Below are 18,698 nucleotides of genomic sequence, written 5' to 3' on the forward strand. Positions count from 1 at the left end.
CTCGCACACACGAACGGTTGACAAGGTGTAGCCAAGCGATTGCGTACTGTAAATCAGTGTTATTGGACGACGACCTCGGGGCCGGGGGCGTCGTCGTCGAGGTCCACGTCGACGCCCATCTCTTCGGCCAGCCGCAGGGCCTCCTCGATGAGCGTCTCCACGATCTGCGACTCGGGGACCGTCTTGATGACCTCGCCCCTCACGAAGATCTGGCCCTTGCCGTTGCCGGAGGCGACGCCGAGGTCGGCCTCCCTGGCCTCGCCGGGCCCGTTGACGACGCACCCCATGACGGCGACCCGGAGCGGCACCTTGAGCCCCTCGAGGCCGGCCTGCACCTGCTCGGCGAGCGTGTAAACGTCGACCTGGGCCCGGCCGCAGGAGGGGCAGGAGACGATCTCCAGGCCGCGCTGCCGCAGGTTGAACGACTCCAGGATCTGGATGCCCACCTTGACCTCCTCGACCGGAGGCGCGGACAGCGAGACGCGAATGGTGTCGCCGATCCCCTCCGCGAGCAGGGCGCCGAAGGCGACGGCCGACTTGATGGTGCCCTGGAAGGCCGGCCCGGCCTCGGTCACGCCGAGGTGCAGCGGGTAGTCGCACCGCTGGGCCAGCAGGCGGTAGGCCTGGACCATCACGACGGGGTCGTTGTGCTTGACCGAGATCTTGATGTCGCGGAAGCCGTGCTCCTCGAACAGCGAGCACTCCCACAGCGCCGACTCGACCAGCGCCTCAGGGGTGGCCTTGCCGTACTTCTGGAGCAGGCGCGGGTCGAGCGAACCGGCGTTGACGCCGATCCTGATCGGGGTGCCGGCGGCCTGCGCGGCGCGGGCGATCTCGCCGACCTTGTCGTCGAACTTCTTGATGTTGCCGGGGTTGACCCGGACCGCCGCGCAGCCGGCGTCGATCGCCGCGAAGACGTACTTCGGCTGGAAGTGGATGTCCGCGATGACGGGGATCTGCGACTTCTTCGCGATCATGGGAAGCGCGTCGGCGTCGTCCTGCGACGGGACGGCGACGCGCACGATCTGGCAACCGGACGCGGTGAGCGCGGCGATCTGCTGCAGCGTCGCGTTGACGTCGGAGGTGAGCGTGGTGGTCATCGACTGCACCGAGACCGGCGCGTCACCGCCGACCGGAACCGAGCCGACCATGATCTGACGGGACACCCTCCTCGAAGCGATCGGCTGGGATCTAACCGAAGGAATGCCGAGATCAACAGACATTTCAGTCCCTTTTGCACTGGCTATCGGGCGACTTCATCAGTTTAGGCAATCCAGCGGGCGCGCTGAGCGGCAGCCGGGCGTCACAGGATGAAGGTTTCATCGCCGTTCATCCAGGCCACCCGATCTGACCTGGGAGAACACCTAACGGCGCCCCGCCCCTGGCACTCCCGGTTCCTGTGCACGGGACCCGACCTGCTCAGCTCGGCCGGGCTCGAAGCCCTTCGCACACCACCGTGACGAGCCGGATCAGCGCGTCCCCGTGGGCGTCGTCGACCTCGCGCGAGAGACAGCCCGCCATGAGGGCTTTCACATCCGGATACGTGATGTCGGCCCGCACCGCCCCCGACTCCTGCGCGCGGGCGAGCATGGTTCGCAGCCGGCCCGGCACGTCGTGGCCCGCCTCAGCGGCGGCGGTCTCCACGTCGTAGCCGGCGCCGGCCAGGGCTTCGGCCAGCCCACGGTGCTGCGCACCCTCGTGGACCAGCGTGGCGAAGAAGGTGAAGAACGCCGTTCCGGCGTCGTGGCCTTCGGCGAGCGCGTCCGCCTGGCCGCTGAGGTGCTCCATGCGGTCGAGCAGGATCGCCGCGAACAACTCCTCCTTCGTGGGGAAGTGGCGGCTGACGGTGCCGGTGCCCACGCCCGCGCGGCGGGCGATCTCGTGCACCGGCACGGACAGTCCCTCCGTCGCGAAGATCTCAGCCGCCACCTGCAGCACCCGGGCACGGTTGCGTCGGGCGTCGGCGCGCAGCGCCCTGCCGGGCTTCCGACCGTCGGCATCGGTCGCGGTGGGCTTGTCCGCCATCGCGGAGCCGTACCTCTCTCTCACCATCGACAAACGGGATGGCCGTCCCGTATATTCAAGAAAACGGGATGGCAGTCCCGATTATATCGGCGGATCGGAGCATCAGATGACCCCGAGCACGAGGCGGCGCTGGACGTCCGCCGACATACCCGGCCAGCGAGGACGCACCGCCGTGATCACCGGAGCGAACACGGGGATCGGCTTCGAGACCGCCAAGCTGCTCGCCGAGCACGGCGCCACCGTGATCCTGGCCTGCCGGAACGCGGGCAAGGCGGCGGAGGCCGCGGCCCGTATCACCGCCTCGGTGCCGGATTCGACGGTCCACACGCTGCAACTCGACCTGGCGTCACTGCCCTCCGTCCGGAGCGCCGCCGAACAGCTCAGGGCCGGCCACCCCCGGGTCGACCTGCTCATCAACAATGCGGGCGGGGTCAGGCCGCGGTACGCGGTCACCGAGGACGGCTTCGAGTCGACCTTCGCCACCAACCACCTCGGCCCGTTCGCCTTCACCGGGCTGGTCCTGGACCGGCTGCTGGCCGTACCCGGGTCCCGGGTCGTCACGGTGAGCAGCATCGGGCATCGGCGAGGAGCCGTCGACTTCGACGACCTGAACTTCACCCGCGGGTACCGGTACACGCACGCGTACTTCCAGGCCAAGCTGGCGAACCTCATGTTCACCTATGAACTGCAACGGCGGCTGGCGGCGGCCGGTGCGCCGACCGTCGCGGTGGCCGCCCACCCCGGCAACGCGCGCACCGAGTTCGGCCGGGAGATGCCCCTCCCGGTCAGAGTCCTGATGCGCCCCCAGTTCCGGATGCTCACCTGGTGGCTGATGCAGAGTCCGCAGGTGGCGGCCTTGGCCGCCGTACGCGCCGCGGTCGACCCGGATGTGCGTGGCGGCGACTACTACGGCCCGCCGGGCCGAGCTCAGTTCACCGGGCATCCCGCCCGCGTCCAGTCCAGCGCCGCCTCCTACGACATCGCGGCACAACGCCGCCTATGGCAGGAGTCCGAGCGGCTGACCGGCGTCACCTATCCGGTCGGGGCGGCACGTGTCGTACCGTCCTGACCGCTGCTTCCTCCCGGCTCCCGCTCCCGGCCGATCGACGGCGACGACCACTGAGGGAGCCGGCGCACGACTCGTCGGCGGGGCTCAGGCGGTCGTCAGCTCGGCGGCGCGCGACCTGGCCCAGGAGTCGGCCGCGAGGACCTCCTCGACCGACGACGCGGGGCCCGCGGAATGCTCGGCGACGACCCGCTCCACGGTGTCGACGATGCCGAGGAACGGCAGGCCCCCCTTGAGGAAGGACTCCACGCACACCTCGTTGGCCGCGTTGTAGACCGCGGGAGCCGTACCGCCCAGGGTGCCGACGTGGCGGGCCAGCGCCACCGCCGGGAACGCCTCGTCGTCGAGCGGATCGAAGGTCCAGGTGTGGGCGGTCGTCCAGTCGACCGCCGGGGACGCGCCGGGGACGCGGTCGGGGAAGCCCAGGGCCAGGGAGATCGGCAGCCGCATGTCCGGCGGACTCGCCTGGGCGATCGTCGAGCCGTCGGTGAACTCCACCATCGAGTGGATCATCGACTGAGGATGGACCACGACCTCGATCCGGTCGAAGCCGATGTCGAACAGCAGGTGCGCCTCGATGACCTCGAGCCCCTTGTTGACCAGGGTGGCCGAGTTCACGGTGATCACGGGGCCCATGCTCCACGTCGGGTGGTTGAGCGCCATCTCCGGCGTCACGTCGCCCAGTTCCGCCCGCGTCCTGCCGCGGAACGGGCCGCCGCTCGCCGTCACGATCAGGCGTCGTACGGCTTTCGCCTCAGCCCCGGCCGGGCCCGCCGCCCACAGGCACTGGGCCAGGGCGGAGTGCTCGGAGTCGACGGGCAGCAGCCGCCCCGGAGCCGCCAGGCGTTTCACCAGCGGCCCACCGATGATCAGCGATTCCTTGTTGGCGAGGGCGAGCACCCGCCCCGCCTCGAGCGCCGCGAGCGTGGAGGTCAGCCCGAGCGCCCCGGTGATCCCGTTCAGCACCACGTCGCAGGACCACGCGGCCAGTTCGGCCACTCCCTCGGGGCCGGCGAGGATCTTGGGCCGGGCGCCGTGCGCCGCGAGCGCCTCCGTGAGCGCCGGCACGGCTCCCGTGTCCGCGACGGCGACCGCCTCGACGCCGTACGCAGCCGCCTGGCGGGCGAGCAGATCCACCCTGCCGCCTCCGGCCGCCAGCCCCACCACCCGGAACCGGTCCGCCGCACGGGCCACGACATCGAGCGCCTGAGTGCCGATGGAGCCCGTCGAGCCGAGCACCACGATCGACCGTGATTGGGAAGTCACCTTCCCATTGTCCCCGAGGGTCGGGCCGCCCACAGCACAGTCGAAGCCGGGCAGTGCGGGATTTACCGAAAGTAGTCACGTGACCACCGATGGTGGTCCAGACTCGGGTGCCATGACTCCGAGCCTCCCCCTGCTTGCCGTCGTCACCCTGGCCGCCGGGCTCCTGACAACTCCCGCAGGTCAGGGAGATCCTGTGACGGACATCGTGGAACACGCCGTGGCGCCGGCGCTCGGCGGTTACTGGACTCCTGAGCGGATGGCGCGGGCGGTCCCGATCGACCTGCTCCCCGCGATCGGCGACGTCGGCGGGGCCGGGAAGATCGGCGGAGTGACCCGGGGCGTGCTGCCCACACCCGGCGAAACCGGCCACGGCCCGGCCGCCATCCTGCCGGCACCCGCCGGAGCCGGCGAAAGCCCGGCCGCGATCCTGCCGGCGCCCGTCGGATCGCTCGCCGACGGGCTGAACGATCCGGGCAAGGCGCTCCCCACCCGTGACCTCGCCGCCCGGGCGAAGGAGCTCACCACCCCGGAGAAGACCACGCGGGAGAAGACCGGCCCGGCGCAGAACCCGGGGAGGACGCTCCCCACCCCGGGACGGGCGCTCACCGGCCCGGTGAAGAAGCTCACCGCCCAGGGACAGGCGCTCACCGATCCGGATCTCCTCGCGGCGGGCCGGCCGCTGCCGCTTCCCGCGAAGTTCCTGCGCGACCGGGGCGGGCCCGCCCCCCGGCAGGTGAAGCCCGGGGGCGCCCTGCGGCGCGGCCTGGCCGTGCCCGGTGGGGCGATGCGTGACAGCGACCAGGCCGCACGCCTGAGGCAGTCCAAATCCACCCGGCAGGCCATCGCGGCCCCGGCGTCCACCACGAACGGCTCGCACTGGGGATCGGGCGGATCGGTGACCAGGACGACCGGCCGGGTGTTCCTCACGATGAAGGGCGTCGACTTCGTGTGCTCGGCCAGCGCCGTGCGCAGCGACAACCGCGACGTGGTCGTCACCGCGGGCCACTGCGTCAAGGACGGCGCGGGGCCCTGGGCCGAGAACTGGACCTTCGTCCCGGGCTACCAGGGCGGGCGGCAGCCGTACGGCGCCTTCTCCGCCCGGCGGATGTTCGTGCCCGGGCCGTGGTCGCGAGGCGGCGACGACGACTACGACGTGGGCATGGTGGCGGTGACCCGCCACGGCGCACGGCACCTGACCGACCTGGTAGGCGGCCAGGAGATCGGTTTCTTCCCCAAGCGCGGCGTGCGCACCTACGGCTTCGGGTTCCCCGCCGACCCGCCCTACGACGGCGAGCACCTGCTGTACTGCGCGGGCGCCGTGCACGGCGACCCGCAGGGCCAGACCCAGGATCAGGGTCTGCGCTGCGATCTGACGGCGGGCGCGAGCGGCGGCCCGTGGCTCACCGACTTCGATCCGGCGACGGGCCGCGGCACGCTCACCTCGGTGAGCAGCTTCAAGTACAGCAACGACCGCGGCACGATGTACGGGCCCTACTTCAGCACCGCCACCCAGGACCTGTTCCGGCTGGCCGAGGGCGCCTGACCAGGTCGTCCCGGGCCAGGCGCGCCGCTCGTCGGCTAGGCGAGCGGATTCAGCGGCTCGGCGTTGTCCTCGTCGACGATGTCGACGGCCGACCTGACGATGGCGGGGTCGGGCATTCCGACAACCGACAGGTCCTTGTCCTCGTACTCGAAGAGCGACAACACATACCGCATGGCCTCCAGGCGGCCACGCTTCTTGTCGTTGCTCTTGATGATCGTCCAGGGCGCGTCGGCCGTGTCGGTGTTGAGGAAGATGTCCTCCTTGGCACGGGTGTAGTCGTCCCAGAGATCGAGTGACGCGATGTCCATCGGGGAGAGCTTCCACTGCCTGACCGGGTCGACCTGGCGGATCACGAACCTGGTCCGCTGCTCGGCCCGCGACACGGAGAACCAGAGCTTGACCAGGTGGATCCCGTCGCGCACGAGCATCCGCTCGAACTGCGGCGCCTGGTTCATGAACTCCACGTACTCCTCATGGCTGCAAAAGCCCATGACCCGCTCGACCCCGGCCCGGTTGTACCAGGATCGGTCGAACATCACGATCTCCCCCGCGGCCGGGAGGTGGTTGACGTAACGCTGGAAGTACCACTGCGTGCGCTCGCGCTCGGAGGGCTTCTCCAGCGCGACGACCTTGGCGCCTCGTGGGTTGAGGTGCTCCATGAACCGCTTGATCGTGCCGCCCTTGCCTGCCGCGTCCCGGCCCTCGAAGAGGATCACCAGCCGGCCGCCGGTGTCCTTCAGCCAGTACTGCAGCTTGAGCAACTCGATCTGGAGCAGTCGCTTGTCGCGGTCGTAGTCGGACCTGGGCAGCCGCTCCTTGTAGGGGTAGTGCTCGCGCCAGGTGTCCACGGGCCGCCCGTCGGCGCGCACGAGGACGGGATCGTCGTCATCGTTGTCCACCACCGTCAGCCCGGGCGTACGGCGCAGCAGTTCCCAGTCGCCCACCGGGTCCGGCAGCTCGGTCATGTCCAAACATCTCCTGACCTCGGAAGTCCCGCAGAAGTTGGTGAGACTACACAACCATCTCAAACAGGAGATTGCGGGAGAGCACCGTCACTTTTTCAACATCACGTACAACCCGAGCGCCGCACCGGCGACGACGATCGTGAAGCACACCACGGCGAGGGCCAGGCCCGCCACCCTGGCCTGGGATCCCGCGTGCGCGGTCGTCCGCGCGGCCAGCCCGACCATGCCCACGGCGAACAGGGCGACGAGGCCCACGCCCCCGGCCAGGCCGGCGACCAGCACCTTCCACAGGGCGTCGACGTCGACATACTGGTTCACCCGACTCGCTCCTTCTCCGGGTCCAGCGTCCCGGTCCACTCCGCGTTGACGTTGGCGTGCGTGACGGGCACCCTCCGGGCCGCCAGATAGAGCGCCGCGGCGAACGCCACCGCGAGCGCGAAGACGACCGCGACGCCACCCGTCCCGCCGATGACGTCCGCGCCCTTCCACGCGCCCGCTCCGACGAGCGCCGCCGCGGGGATCGTGATCAGCCAGGCCGTCACCATGCGGCCCGCGACGCCCCACCGGACCTCCGCCAGGCGCTTGCCGATCCCGGCGCCCACGATTGAGCCGCTGCACACATGCGTCGTGGAGAGGGGGAACCCGAAGTGGGAGGCCGCGAGGATCACGGCGGCCGACGAGCCCTCGGCGGCGAAGCCCTGGGGACTCTCGATCTCGGTCAGCCCCTTGCCCAGCGTCCTGATCACCCGCCAGCCGCCGATGTAGGTGCCGAGCGAGATGGTCAGGGCGCAGGCGACGATCACCCAGAACGGCGTGCCCTCGGCGGGTCTGATCGTGTGGTTGGCGAGCAACGCCAGCGTGATGACGCCCATGGTCTTCTGCGCGTCGTTCATGCCGTGCGCGAGGGAGACCATCGACGCGGACCCGATCTGGCCGAGCCGGAACCCGCGGGTCCTGATCGGCTTCGGGACGTTCCACGTGATCCGGTACACCAGGAAGGTCCCCACGATCGCCACCATGCCGGCGAAGGCGGGCGACAGGACCGCGGGGACGATCACCTTGGACATCAGGCCCTCCACCTTCACGGCGGAGCTTCCCGCGGCGATGAGCGTGGCTCCCACGACGCCCCCGATCAGCGCGTGGGACGAGCTCGAAGGTATGCCGAAATACCAGGTCAGGAGGTTCCAGGCCAGGCCGCCGACCAGGCCGGCGAACACGACGGTCAGCGTGACGGCGCCGCTGTCGACGATCCCGCTCGCGATCGTCGCCGCGACCTTCAGCGACAGGAACGCGCCGGCGAAGTTGAGGACGGCGGACAGTGCCACGGCTATGCGCGGACGCAGCGCCCGTGTCGCGATCGAGGTGGCCATGGCGTTGGCGGTGTCATGGAATCCGTTGGTGAAGTCGAAGGCGAGCGCCGTGATGACGACGACTCCCAGGAGCAGGGCGTTGGCGTCCATGTCACGATCCCTGCGCGAAGAAAGAGGCAATAATCCCCTTTATCCGATTTTTCGCCTCTCGTTCACCAGTAATTCGACATCGCTCACAGTGACAGGCCGGTGAGGACCATGACCTTCTCGTACGTCAGGTCGTCCATCGCCGAGTGCAGTCCCTCGCGGCCGATGCCCGACTCCTTGACCCCGCCGTAGGGCATCTGGTCGGCCCGGTAGGACGGCACGTCGCCGATGATCACGCCGCCGACCTCCAGTTCGCGGTTCGCCCGGAAGGCCGCGTCGAGGCTCCGGGTGAAGACGCCGGCCTGCAGGCCGTACTTGGAGTCGTTGACCGCGGCGAACGCCTCGTCGACGGAGCCCACTCGCTGGACGACCATGACGGGTCCGAAGACCTCCTCGCGGACGACCTTCGCGTCGGAGGGCACGTCGGTCAGCACGGTGGGAGTGAAGGCGGCGCCGTCCCGCGTGCCCCCGGCCAGCACCCGCGCACCGGCGGAGACGGCCTCCGTGACCCAGCCCTCCACCCGCACCGCCGCGTCCTCGCTGACGAGCGGCCCGACCTGGGTCTTCTCGTCCGCGGGATCTCCCGTGACGAGCGCGCCGACGGCCGCCAGCAGCTTCCCGGTGAACTCCTCCGCGACGGAGTCCTCGACGATCACCCGCTGTACGGCGATGCAGCTCTGGCCGGCCTGGTAGTTGGAGAACAGGGCGATCCGGCTCGCCGCCCAGTCGAGGTCGGCGTCCGCGAGGACGACCGCGGCGGCGTTGCCGCCGAGTTCGAGCGTGACGTGCTTGCGCGGGACCTGATCCTTGATCGCGAACCCGACCGGGCCCGAGCCGGTGAACGAGACCACCGGAAGCCGGGGATCCTCCACGAGCGCACCGGCCCGGTCGTTCGGGACGGGCAGCACGGAGAACATGCCCTCGGGCAGGTCGGTCTCGGCCAGGATCTCCCCCAGCACGAGCGAGGACAGCGGCGTCGCGGGCGCGGGCTTGACGATGATCGGGGCGCCGACGGCGATGGCCGGGGCGACCTTGTGCGCGACCAGGTTCAACGGGAAGTTGAACGGCGTGATCGCCAGCACCGGCCCGTACGGCACGCGCGTGACGTAGGCCAGGCGCCCCTGGGCGGCCGGCTCGGTGTCGAGGCGCTGCACGGCGCCGCTGAACCGCCGGGCCTCCTCCGCGGCGAACCGGAACGTGGCCACGGCCCGCCCGACCTCGCCCCTCGCCCACAGGATCGGCTTGCCGTTCTCCGCGGTGATCAGCTGAGCGATCTCCTCCGAGCGCTCGGAGAGCCGCCGCGAGACGTGCGCGAGGGCCTCGGCCCGCACGTGGACAGGAAGCGCCGCGGCCTGCCTGCTCACGGCGTGCGCGGCCGCCACGGCCTCCTCGACCTGATCCGGGGTCGGCACGGAGGCGACGCCGACGACTCGCCCGTCATGGGAGTTGGTCACGGTCAGCTTCGCGTCTCCCGTCACGGGACGGCCGGCGAGCCAGAAGGGGCGAAGATCGGTATCACGGCGCACGTCCATGTTCTGACGGTATGTCAGCAGGTCGCGATAGGCTCTACGCCTCCCAGCACAATCACCCGTCAGCGGCGTACCGATGTGGACAAGTTTGGTACGTCACAAATGCAGCGCAATTTCGGGATGTTTTCCGTTTCAGAGCGGTTTGAAAGCCGAGCCGCATGGTTAAGTCATCATCCGGGTCCGACGCGAGGACCCGATTCGAGAAGGGCTCGTCGCTGATGGGTACGCCGGCGCCGCTCGGTCTTCAGGGTGCCTACGCGCGCGGCCAGCGGAGCACCTACGACGAACTCCGTACCAGACTCCTCGACGTCGCCAGCGGGCTCCTCACCTCGGACGGGCCGGAGAGCCTCACCGTGCGGCGGATCGCCACGGAGGCGAACTGCCCGACCCAGGTCATCTACACGATGTTCGGCAGCAAGGAAGGCCTGGCCGAGGCGCTCTATCTCGAGGGCTTCGAGCGTTTCCGCCGCCGTCTGGAAAGCGTGCCGCTGCGCAGCGACCCCTACGACTACCTGTTGGCCCTGGGTCCCGCCTACCGCGACGCCGCCCTTTCCGAGCCGGGCTACTACAGCCTCATGTTCGAGCGGGCGATCCCCGAGTTCGTGCCGAGTGAGCGGGCGAGGACTCTCGCCCGCGCCGCGCTGAACATCTTCGACCGGGTGATCGCCGACTGCATCTCGGCGGGCTATCTCGTCCCCACGCAGCCCCGGAGGGTCGCCGACGCGTTGTGGGCCGCCGCGCAGGGCGCGCTCAGCTTGGAACGTGCCGGTCACCTGCAGGACGCCAAGACCTACGAGACCGTCACCACCGCCACGATCTCCTCCTTCCGGACCAAGAGCGGCTGACCCTCACAGGCACAGCGCGATCCAGAGTTCGGCCCGTGCCGAGGGATCGTCGAGATCACGGCCGAGCAGTTCGCTCACCCTCTTCATCCGGTATCTGAGCGTGTGCCGGTGGATCCCCAGCCGCTGCGCCGCCGCGTCCCAGTGACCGTTGCTGGCGAGATAGGCCCGCAACGACTCGACCAGGTCGCCGCGCGAGCCGTACTCACGAAGCGGCGCGAGCATGGCGGCCGCGAACGCCGTCGCCGCGCCGGGCTCCAGCAGTGCCAGCAGCCCCTGCCCGGCCAGTTCGGCGAAGTGCGCCACCGGGTCGGCCGAGGCCAGCGCACGCTCGGCCTGGTCGAGGCCGAGGGCGAGGCCGACTCCGGGAACGCTCACGCCGACCCGGCCGTGCCCGGCGGCGCGCTCGGCGAGCCGGTCGGCGTCGGCGGCGGGGGCGAGCGCGACGACCACCCGGCCCCACCGCGCGGTGAAGCACGGCAGCGCCTCAGTCAGTGACTCCTCGTCGGCCGTCTCACAGGCCAGTACGGCCACGGCCCCCTCCGGCAGGGTCCCGCCCAACGCCGCGAGAGCGTCCGCGGCGGCCTCGGCCTGTCCGGCCAGCAGCAGGCGGAACACGGCGGTGCGGACCCTGCCCGCGGCGACGCGCTGGTCGCGGCCCTGTTCCAGAGCGAGCGTGAGCAGGGAGCCGGCAGCGTTGACCACGGTGTGCTCGATCGGCGAGAACGGACGCGCCGCCCCGACCACGAAGAACCCGCGGCGGCCGAGCGGCTGAACGATCATGTGTTCGCCGGGCGTGGCCAGCGCCAGGCTGGCCGGCGACGACGTCCTCTTCAGCCGGGCCAGTTCGGGGCGCAGCGCGGCGGCCTTCTCCTGCGCCGGCGGGCCCGTCCCCGTGGCGTCCGCGACGTGCCTGACGGCGCCCTCGTCGTCGAGCAGGAGCGCCCAGCCGGAGATCTCGCGGGACAGGCGGTCGATGACGGCCCCGGTGCCCGAGGGCTGAAGCGCGGCCCGGGTGAGGCGGCCCTGCGCCGCGAAGGCCCGGCTGATCTCCTCGTACTGCTCGGCGGCGATGAGTTCGCTGACGGCCTTGCCGATCGCGATGAACGGGGTGTCCCTCGGCACCTCGACGAGCGGCAGACCGGCGGCGGCCGCGGCGTCCACATAGGCCGGCGGCACCAGGTCGTGGCCGAGTCCCACCCCGAAACCCAGCCCCGTCGCGCCCCGTGCGACCAGCCGCGAGACGTACGGCACGGCGTCGCCCGAGGTCAGCCGCATGCCGGTCGTCAGCACCAGCTCTCCGCCCTCGAGGAACGGCGTGGGATCCTCGAGCTCGCTGACCGCCACCCAGCGGACCGGCCGGTCCAGCCCGTCATGGCCGGCCAGGACGTCCAGGTGCAACGGCGTGATCGCCGTCACCCGGCGCAGCGTCGGCGCCACCAGCCCCCCAAAGCCCAACTTGTCCGAGTTGGCCAAAAGTACGGCCTTATTCTGCCATGACGACGTATCGGCAGGTGAAGGTGGTGGCCGTACCGTCGAGGGCATGACCGTCGAAGGCACCACCGGCACCGTCCATGGCGGCCCGCGGCTTCCGCAGGAGCGCCGCCTCGTCACCGAGATCCCGGGACCGCGGTCGCGCGAGTTGTTCGCGCGCAAGCAGTCCGCCGTGCCCCCCGGCATCGGCACCACGCTTCCCATCTTCGTGACCCACGCCGGTGGCGGTGTCGTCGTCGACGTGGACGGCAACTCCCTCATCGACTTCGGCTCGGGCATCGCCGTCACGAGCGTGGGGAACTCCGCTCCCCGTGTGGTCGAGCGGGTCCAGAAGCAGGTGGCCGACTTCACCCACACCTGTTTCATGGTCACGCCGTACGAGTCCTATGTGACGGTGTGCGAGAAGCTCAACGCGCTCACGCCCGGCGACCACGACAAGCGCACGTTCCTGGTCAACAGCGGCGCGGAGGCCGTCGAGAACGCCGTGAAGGTGGCCAGGCACGCCACCGGACGGCCTGCCGTCGTGGTGTTCGACCACGGCTACCACGGCCGGACTCTCCTCACGATGACGCTCACCGCCAAGAACATGCCGTACAAGGACGGCTTCGGCCCGTTCGCGCCCGAGGTCTACCGGGTGCCGCTGGCCTACCCGTTCCGCTGGCCGAGCGGCCCGGAGAACTGCGCCGACGAGGCCGCCGCCCAGGCCATCGACATGATCGAGAAGCAGATCGGCGCGGCCAACGTCGCCGCCGTGGTCATCGAGCCGATCGCCGGCGAGGGCGGCTTCATCGAGCCCGCCCGCGGATTCCTGCCGAAGATCGCCGAGTTCTGCCGGGCCAACGGGATCGTCTTCGTCGCCGACGAGGTCCAGACCGGGTTCGCCAGGACCGGCCACCTGTTCGCCTGCGAGGACGAGGGCATCGTCCCCGACATCATCTGCACGGCCAAGGGCATCGCGGGCGGTCTTCCGCTGGCCGCCGTCACGGGCCGCGCGGAGTTGCTCGACTCGGTCCACGCCAGCGGGCTCGGGGGGACCTACGGTGGCAACCCGCTCGCCTGCGAGGCGGCCCTCGGCGTGCTGGAGACCATCGAGCAGGACAAGCTCGTCGAGCGGGCAGCGCACATCGGCGAGATCATGTTGCCCCGCCTCCGCTCGCTTCAGGAGCGGTTCGGCATCGTGGGCGACGTCCGCGGGCGCGGGGCCATGACGGCGATCGAACTCGTGGTCCCCGGCACCAAGGACCCGCTGCCCGCCGGCCCGATCGCGGCCAGGTGCCACGCCGAGGGGCTGCTGGTGCTCACCGCCGGCACGTACGGCAATGTGCTCCGGTTCCTTCCGCCGCTGGTGATTCCCGACCATCTGCTGGAGGAAGGGCTTTCCATCCTGGAGAGAGCAATCAGTGCGGACCAGAGCGCTTAAATAAGATTAAAAGGGACACCCGCCTTAGCGTCGGGTGTCCCTTTTGTTGTTGTAACGCCCGCGCCATGCCGCGATTTAACCGCCCCTTGGCCTGACACGCGCCGATCACAGCCCGTAACCACGTTATAACGGTTTCGATACGCGATCGAGGGGGGACGGGGAATGGGCTGGAATCCGAACGGTGCCGACCGGCTCATGCTGACGTTCGACCCTGCCGGCCTCACTCCCGTTCAACGCGAGGGCGACGCCTGCGTCGTCTGCCACAAGAAGTGGCCCCGCCCCCGTGTGAAGGTCGGCCTGCTCCCCGACAACGCCCCCGTCCATGCCTGTGACGACTGCGCCGAGGCGCTGCTGCCCGCACCGGAAGGCAAGGTGCCTCTTCCCCGCCGCTCCCGCGCCGCGATGTCGTGACGCGAGGCCGGCCCGCATGTGAGCCCAAGAGGTGATCTCATGAGATTCGACCGTTTCCACGGGCCGGTGCTCTCGTTGTTCCGCATGGTGGCGGCCATGTTGTTCATGTGCCACGGCCTGGCCTCGTTGTTCAACGTGTTCGGCGGCAACCGCGGCATGGGTCACGCGGTGGAGTTCGGCACGTGGCCCGGCTGGTGGGCCGCGCTCATCCAGGCGCTCTGCGGGGGGCTCGTCCTCCTCGGGCTCCTCACCCGGATCGGCGCGCTGATCGCGTCGGGGTCCATGGCCTTCGCCTACTTCATGGCGCACCAGCCGAGAGGCGTGCTGCCCCTGACCAACGGCGGGGAGCTGTCGGCGCTGTTCTGCTGGTCGTTCTTCCTCATCGCCGTGCTCGGCCCGGGCACCTGGGCGCTGGACACGCTGATCCGCCGCCGTAGAGACCGCGGGAAGCCGGACGGACCCGACCTCAGCGTCTGGCTCGCTAACCGTGAGCTATCTGGGACCAGCGTTCAGCCCACTGGGCGTAGTCGTCCGGGCGAACGGCGAAGTAGACGCCCTTGAAGGCCGCCGGGTCTCCAACGTGATAGTCCGTGCAGACCCGCTTCGCGTCGCCCGTGCAGGCGGCCGGGTTCGCTGGGGCGAGGCCGGTCCAGGCGGCCGCCGGTCCCTGCGCCTGCGCCGAAGCCGTCCACGCCAGCCACTGGTAGGCGCATGACGGATGGGCCGCGGCCGCGGCGACCATCCACGAGTCCACCCAGCCTGTCAGCGGCCGGCGGCCGAGCGCCTTGACGGGCTTGTGCCCGCTCTTCAGCACGTCGAGGTGGTACGGCGTGCCCTGCGCGAGCCGTGCGGAGCCGGAGGCGAAGCCCTCCACGACGTCGATGGGGTCACGCCAGAAGGCCCTGTCCCCGGACTTGTTCGAGGTGAGAAGGGCGACCGCCGCGTCCAGCTGGGACGGGGTGAGATCGAACGGGTCCTTGACGCCCCGCCGCTTGAGAGCGAGCGCGGCGTCCGCGATCGTCATCGGGTCGTCCCTGAGCAGCACCGGCCCCTTGTCGGTGAACAGGGCGCCGACGTCCTTCGGCCTGGTCTTGGTGGTGTCGTAGAGCACCTCGTCGAACCCCCACAGGTACGGCACGCCGTACACCTGGTCGTCCTTGGCGTACGCGGGAAGCTCGCGCAGGTGCGCGGGGATCTTCGCGTAGTCCTTCACGAGCGCCGTGTTCAGCGGCGTGACCTTGCCCTCGCCGATCAGCCTGCCCGCGATCTCCGGCGTGGCCGAGACCACGTCGAAGGGGCCGAGGGGCGCGCCACCGGGCTTCGCCTCCAGGCCGGGGTCGTAGAACGAGAGCGACACCTTGCAGCCGGTCTTGGTCTCGAAGGGCGCGACCCAGTTGACCGACGGGTCGGTCCCGCCCCACTCGACGTATCCGCTGATCGCCAGGACGCGCAAGGCGCCCTCGCCGGGGCCTGCCGACGCCATCGCCGTCGGGGTGGCCGAGCCGCTCGGCGTGGCGGACGAGGTCGTCGCCGGCGCGGTGACGGGAGTCGTCGCGGCGGCGGCACCCGTCCCCGGCGTGGCCTCGACCGCCCGAGGCGACCCGTTCCCTCCGCAGGCCACGGCCAGGAATCCCATGGCCGCCGTGGCGACCGCGAGCTGTGTACGGCGAAGCCTCACCGGGCGGACCCCCTCACGAGACGGACATCACGAGCCTACTGGCCCCGGTGGCCGCGTCCCGCCCCGCTTCGCCCATGGAAGGGGTCCTGCCCCGGGCACCGGGCTCAGCCGTTGGTGGGGAAGCCCAGGTTCACTCCGCCATGGGAGGGATCGAGCCAGCGCGAGGTGACGACCTTGCCCCGGGTGTAGAAGTGCACGCCCTCGGTTCCGTGAACATGGGTGTCGCCGAAGAGCGAGTTCTTCCACCCCCCGAAGCTGTAAAACGCCATCGGCACCGGGATGGGCACGTTGATGCCGATCATCCCGACCTCGACCTCGTTCTGGAAGCGCCGTGCGGCGCCGCCGTCGTTGGTGAAGACGGCCGTGCCGTTGCCGTACTCGCCGGTGTTGATCAGGCGGAGCCCTTCCTCGTAGGACTGCACCCGGACGATCGACAGGACCGGGCCGAAGATCTCCTCACGGTGGACGCGCGAGTTCGCCGGCACGTGGTCGATCACTGTGGGGCCGAGCCAGAAGCCGTTCCCACGGCCGCCGGAGACGGGCGTCTCCCGGCCGTCCACGACGACCTTGGCGCCTTCCTCCACACCGAGGTCCAGGTAGGAGGCCACCTTGTCGCGATGCGCCGCGGTCACCAGTGGTCCCATCTCGGACGCGGGATCGTCGCCCGGGCCGACCGTCAGCCGCCCGACCCTGGAGACGATCTTCTCGACGAGTTCGTCGCCGACCGGCTCGACGGCCAGGACGACGGAGATCGCCATGCAGCGCTCCCCCGCCGAGCCGAAGCCCGCGGAGACGGCCGAGTCGGCGACCAGGTCGAGGTCGGCGTCCGGCAGCACGAGCATGTGGTTCTTGGCGCCGCCCAATGCCTGGACCCGCTTGCCGTGGGCGGTCCCCGTCTCGTAGACGTACCGGGCGATCGGGGTCGAGCCGACGAACGACACGGCCTGCACCGCCGGGTGCTCCAGCAGCCGGTCCACCGCGACCTTGTCGCCCTGGACGACGTTGAACACGCCGTCGGGCAACCCGGCCTCCGCCCACAGCTCGGCCATCAGCAGGGACGCCGAGGGGTCCTTCTCCGACGGCTTCAGGATGAAGGCGTTGCCCGCGGCGATGGCCACGGGGAACATCCACATCGGCACCATCGCCGGGAAGTTGAACGGCGTGATCCCCGCGACGACGCCGAGGGGCTGGCGGATCGAGTAGGAGTCGACCCGGGTCGAGACGTTCTCCGAGAAGCCGCCCTTGAGCAGGTGCGGGATGCCGCATGCGAACTCGACGACCTCGAGGCCGCGCGCGACCTCGCCGAGAGCGTCGGAGTGGACCTTGCCGTGCTCGGCCGTGATCAGCGCGGCGAGATCGTCGCGGTGACGGTCCATCAGTTCGCGGAAGCGGAACAGCGTCTGGGCCCGCTTGGCCAGCGAGGTGTCCCGCCACCCCGGGAAGGCGCGCGCGGCGGAGTCCACCGCCGCGTCGACCTCGGCCACGGACGCGAGGGTGACCCGGCCGCTGACCTCGCCTGTCGCCGGGTTGAAGATCTCGGCGTACCGCGCCTGAGGCGCGTCGGCTCCCCCGAAGCGGGCGCCGTCGATCCAGTGGTCAACGTGCTTCATCGTTGACCGTCTCCAGCGCGGTGACGAGGATGCCCAGGCCCTCTCGTGCCTCGTCCTCGGTGAGCGTGAGCGGCGGCGCCATGCGCAGGGTGTTGCCGTACAGGCCGCCCTTGCCCGCGAGGAGGCCGAGCTTCTTGGTCTCCTCCATGAAACGGGCGACGAGCGCGGGCGCGGGCGCTCCGGTCGCGGGGTCGACCAGTTCGATGGCGAACATCAGACCCCGGCCGCGCACGGCTCCGACGACGGCGAGGCGCTGCTCCGCCTCGCGCAGGCCGGCGAGGATGATCTCCCCGGTCCTGGCGGCGTTCGCCTGCAGATCGTGGTCGAGCACGTAGTCGAGGGTCGCGTTCGCGGCCGCCATGGAGATCGGGTTTCCGCCGAACGTCGACAGGCCGACGGCGTGCGGGCCGTCCATCAGGTCGGCGCGGGCGACGATGCCGCCGACGGCGAAGCCGTTCCCCGTCCCCTTGGCGAAGGTCAGCATGTCGGGCGTCACGCCGTGGTTCTCGATCCCGAAGAAGGCCGAGCCGGTACGGCCCCAGCCAGACTGGACCTCGTCGGAGATGAACAGGATGCCCTCCTCGTCGAGGACCTCCTTGTAGGCGGCGAACAGGCCGTCGGGCGCCATGGTGAAGCCGCCCACGCCCTGGATCGGCTCGGCGATGAGCGCGGCGACGTCGTTGGAGACCGCGGTGGCGAGCACGTGCCGCAGGTCGTCCACGCACGCCTTGATGTAGTCGGCGTCCGACATCCCGCGGAACTGGACGAGGTGCCGGTCGGCGCCGTGCAGGAAGTGCACGTTGAGCGGCGACAGCGAGTTGTTCTTCCACGAGCGGTTGGAGGTCACGCTGATCGCGCCGAACGACCTGCCGTGGTAGCTCTGCCGCATCGCGAGCACCTGGTCCGTCTTGCGGGCGTAGGTGGCGAGCAGCAGCGCGGTCTCGTTGGCCTCGGTGCCGGAGTTGGTGAAGAAGACCTTGGCGTCCGGGATGCCGGAGAGCCGGGCGATCTTCTCGGCCAGCTCCACCTGCGCGCGGATCAGGTAGAGCGTCGAGGTGTGCACGATGCCGGTGGCCAGTTGTCTCTCGACCGCCTCCCGCACCTCGGGCACGTCGTACCCGATCATGTTGGTGAGGATGCCGGCGAAGAAGTCCAGGTAGCTCTTCCCGGACGCGTCGACGACACGGTTGCCCTTGCCGCCGACGATCTCGATGGGCTCGTCGTAGTACAGGCCCATCCAGTTCGGGAGGACCGCGCGGTGCCGTTTGAGCAGGTCGGCGCTGCCGGAGGGCGACTCAGGATCACGGAGAGACATACTTCGAGTATCGCTGCTCCGAGCCGCCACTCCCACCTGCAACCTGTCGGCATGCCGAGATTTCGCCTTACACAGTG

17 protein-coding genes are annotated in these 18,698 nt (G+C 70.2%); 6 read left to right on the forward strand and 11 right to left on the reverse strand.

Annotated elements, in window-relative coordinates; genetic code table 11:
- Positions 1–59 precede the first annotated feature (59 nt).
- Both ispG and Pmi06nite_RS33510 read right to left on the reverse strand, forming a co-directional pair.
- Entirely contained in the window at positions 60–1,223 is a 1,164-nt protein-coding gene (gene ispG / locus Pmi06nite_RS33505; RefSeq protein ID WP_203957189.1) for a flavodoxin-dependent (E)-4-hydroxy-3-methylbut-2-enyl-diphosphate synthase, read from the reverse strand.
- A 196-nt stretch (positions 1,224–1,419) separates the two neighbouring features.
- The gene (locus tag Pmi06nite_RS33510; RefSeq protein ID WP_239114379.1) at positions 1,420–2,052 is read right to left on the reverse strand and encodes a TetR/AcrR family transcriptional regulator; all 633 of its coding nucleotides are present in this window, start codon (positions 2,050–2,052) and stop codon (positions 1,420–1,422) included.
- Between the two features lie 79 nt (positions 2,053–2,131).
- Here Pmi06nite_RS33510 and Pmi06nite_RS33515 point away from each other — a divergent pair, with 79 nt between their 5' ends.
- Entirely contained in the window at positions 2,132–3,094 is a 963-nt protein-coding gene (locus tag Pmi06nite_RS33515; protein ID WP_203957190.1) for an oxidoreductase, read from the forward strand.
- Between the two features lie 84 nt (positions 3,095–3,178).
- Here Pmi06nite_RS33515 and dxr read toward each other — a convergent pair whose 3' ends face one another.
- Positions 3,179–4,357, reverse strand: a complete 1,179-nt coding sequence (gene dxr / locus Pmi06nite_RS33520) for a 1-deoxy-D-xylulose-5-phosphate reductoisomerase (RefSeq protein ID WP_203957191.1) — start codon at positions 4,355–4,357, stop codon at positions 3,179–3,181.
- 112 nt (positions 4,358–4,469) lie between these two features.
- On the opposite strand from dxr, the gene Pmi06nite_RS33525 reads away from it, so the two are divergent.
- Entirely contained in the window at positions 4,470–5,900 is a 1,431-nt protein-coding gene (locus tag Pmi06nite_RS33525) for a hypothetical protein (protein WP_203957192.1), read from the forward strand.
- 35 nt (positions 5,901–5,935) lie between these two features.
- Here Pmi06nite_RS33525 and ppk2 read toward each other — a convergent pair whose 3' ends face one another.
- The 4 genes from ppk2 to Pmi06nite_RS33545 form a co-directional block, all read right to left on the reverse strand.
- On the reverse strand, positions 5,936–6,865 hold the full coding sequence (gene ppk2, locus Pmi06nite_RS33530; protein WP_203957193.1) for a polyphosphate kinase 2: 930 nt from the start codon (positions 6,863–6,865) through the stop codon (positions 5,936–5,938).
- Positions 6,866–6,952: 87 nt separating this feature from the next.
- On the reverse strand, positions 6,953–7,183 hold the full coding sequence (locus Pmi06nite_RS33535; RefSeq protein WP_203957194.1) for a hypothetical protein: 231 nt from the start codon (positions 7,181–7,183) through the stop codon (positions 6,953–6,955).
- The gene (locus Pmi06nite_RS33540) at positions 7,180–8,325 is read right to left on the reverse strand and encodes an inorganic phosphate transporter (protein WP_203957195.1); all 1,146 of its coding nucleotides are present in this window, start codon (positions 8,323–8,325) and stop codon (positions 7,180–7,182) included. The genes Pmi06nite_RS33535 and Pmi06nite_RS33540 overlap by 4 nt, the downstream gene beginning before the upstream one ends.
- Positions 8,326–8,408: 83 nt before the next feature.
- Positions 8,409–9,854 carry an aldehyde dehydrogenase family protein gene (locus tag Pmi06nite_RS33545; RefSeq protein WP_203957196.1) on the reverse strand — a complete coding sequence of 482 codons (1,446 nt, stop codon included), beginning with the start codon at positions 9,852–9,854 and terminating at the stop codon, positions 8,409–8,411.
- Between the two features lie 215 nt (positions 9,855–10,069).
- Here Pmi06nite_RS33545 and Pmi06nite_RS33550 point away from each other — a divergent pair, with 215 nt between their 5' ends.
- Positions 10,070–10,696 (forward strand): TetR/AcrR family transcriptional regulator, encoded by a 627-nt coding sequence (locus Pmi06nite_RS33550; protein WP_203957197.1) that lies wholly within the window; start codon positions 10,070–10,072, stop codon positions 10,694–10,696.
- A gap of 3 nt (positions 10,697–10,699) precedes the next feature.
- On the opposite strand, the gene Pmi06nite_RS33555 is transcribed toward Pmi06nite_RS33550, so the two are convergent.
- Positions 10,700–12,133, reverse strand: coding sequence for a PucR family transcriptional regulator (locus Pmi06nite_RS33555; protein WP_239114380.1), 1,434 nt, complete (start codon positions 12,131–12,133; stop codon positions 10,700–10,702).
- Between the two features lie 103 nt (positions 12,134–12,236).
- On the opposite strand from Pmi06nite_RS33555, the gene gabT reads away from it, so the two are divergent.
- The 3 genes from gabT (at position 12,237) to Pmi06nite_RS33570 (ending at position 14,579) form a co-directional block, all read left to right on the forward strand.
- Positions 12,237–13,607, forward strand: a complete 1,371-nt coding sequence (gene gabT, locus Pmi06nite_RS33560) for a 4-aminobutyrate--2-oxoglutarate transaminase (RefSeq protein ID WP_203957198.1) — start codon at positions 12,237–12,239, stop codon at positions 13,605–13,607.
- 162 nt (positions 13,608–13,769) lie between these two features.
- Complete coding sequence (locus Pmi06nite_RS33565; RefSeq protein ID WP_239095138.1) at positions 13,770–14,018, forward strand: hypothetical protein; 249 nt, start codon at positions 13,770–13,772, stop codon at positions 14,016–14,018.
- A gap of 39 nt (positions 14,019–14,057) precedes the next feature.
- Positions 14,058–14,579, forward strand: coding sequence for a DoxX family protein (locus Pmi06nite_RS33570; protein WP_203957199.1), 522 nt, complete (start codon positions 14,058–14,060; stop codon positions 14,577–14,579).
- Here Pmi06nite_RS33570 and Pmi06nite_RS33575 read toward each other — a convergent pair.
- The 3 genes from Pmi06nite_RS33575 to Pmi06nite_RS33585 all read right to left on the reverse strand — a co-directional run bounded on the left by Pmi06nite_RS33575 (position 14,500) and on the right by Pmi06nite_RS33585 (position 18,621).
- On the reverse strand, positions 14,500–15,696 hold the full coding sequence (locus Pmi06nite_RS33575) for an extracellular solute-binding protein (RefSeq protein ID WP_203957200.1): 1,197 nt from the start codon (positions 15,694–15,696) through the stop codon (positions 14,500–14,502). The genes Pmi06nite_RS33570 and Pmi06nite_RS33575 overlap by 80 nt on opposite strands.
- Positions 15,697–15,800: 104 nt before the next feature.
- On the reverse strand, positions 15,801–17,306 hold the full coding sequence (locus Pmi06nite_RS33580; RefSeq protein WP_203957201.1) for a CoA-acylating methylmalonate-semialdehyde dehydrogenase: 1,506 nt from the start codon (positions 17,304–17,306) through the stop codon (positions 15,801–15,803).
- The gene (locus tag Pmi06nite_RS33585) at positions 17,293–18,621 is read right to left on the reverse strand and encodes an aspartate aminotransferase family protein (RefSeq protein WP_203957202.1); all 1,329 of its coding nucleotides are present in this window, start codon (positions 18,619–18,621) and stop codon (positions 17,293–17,295) included. The genes Pmi06nite_RS33580 and Pmi06nite_RS33585 overlap by 14 nt, the downstream gene beginning before the upstream one ends.
- Positions 18,622–18,698 lie beyond the last annotated feature (77 nt).

This window comes from Planotetraspora mira, from assembly GCF_016863275.1.
GTDB lineage: Bacteria > Actinomycetota > Actinomycetes > Streptosporangiales > Streptosporangiaceae > Planotetraspora > Planotetraspora mira.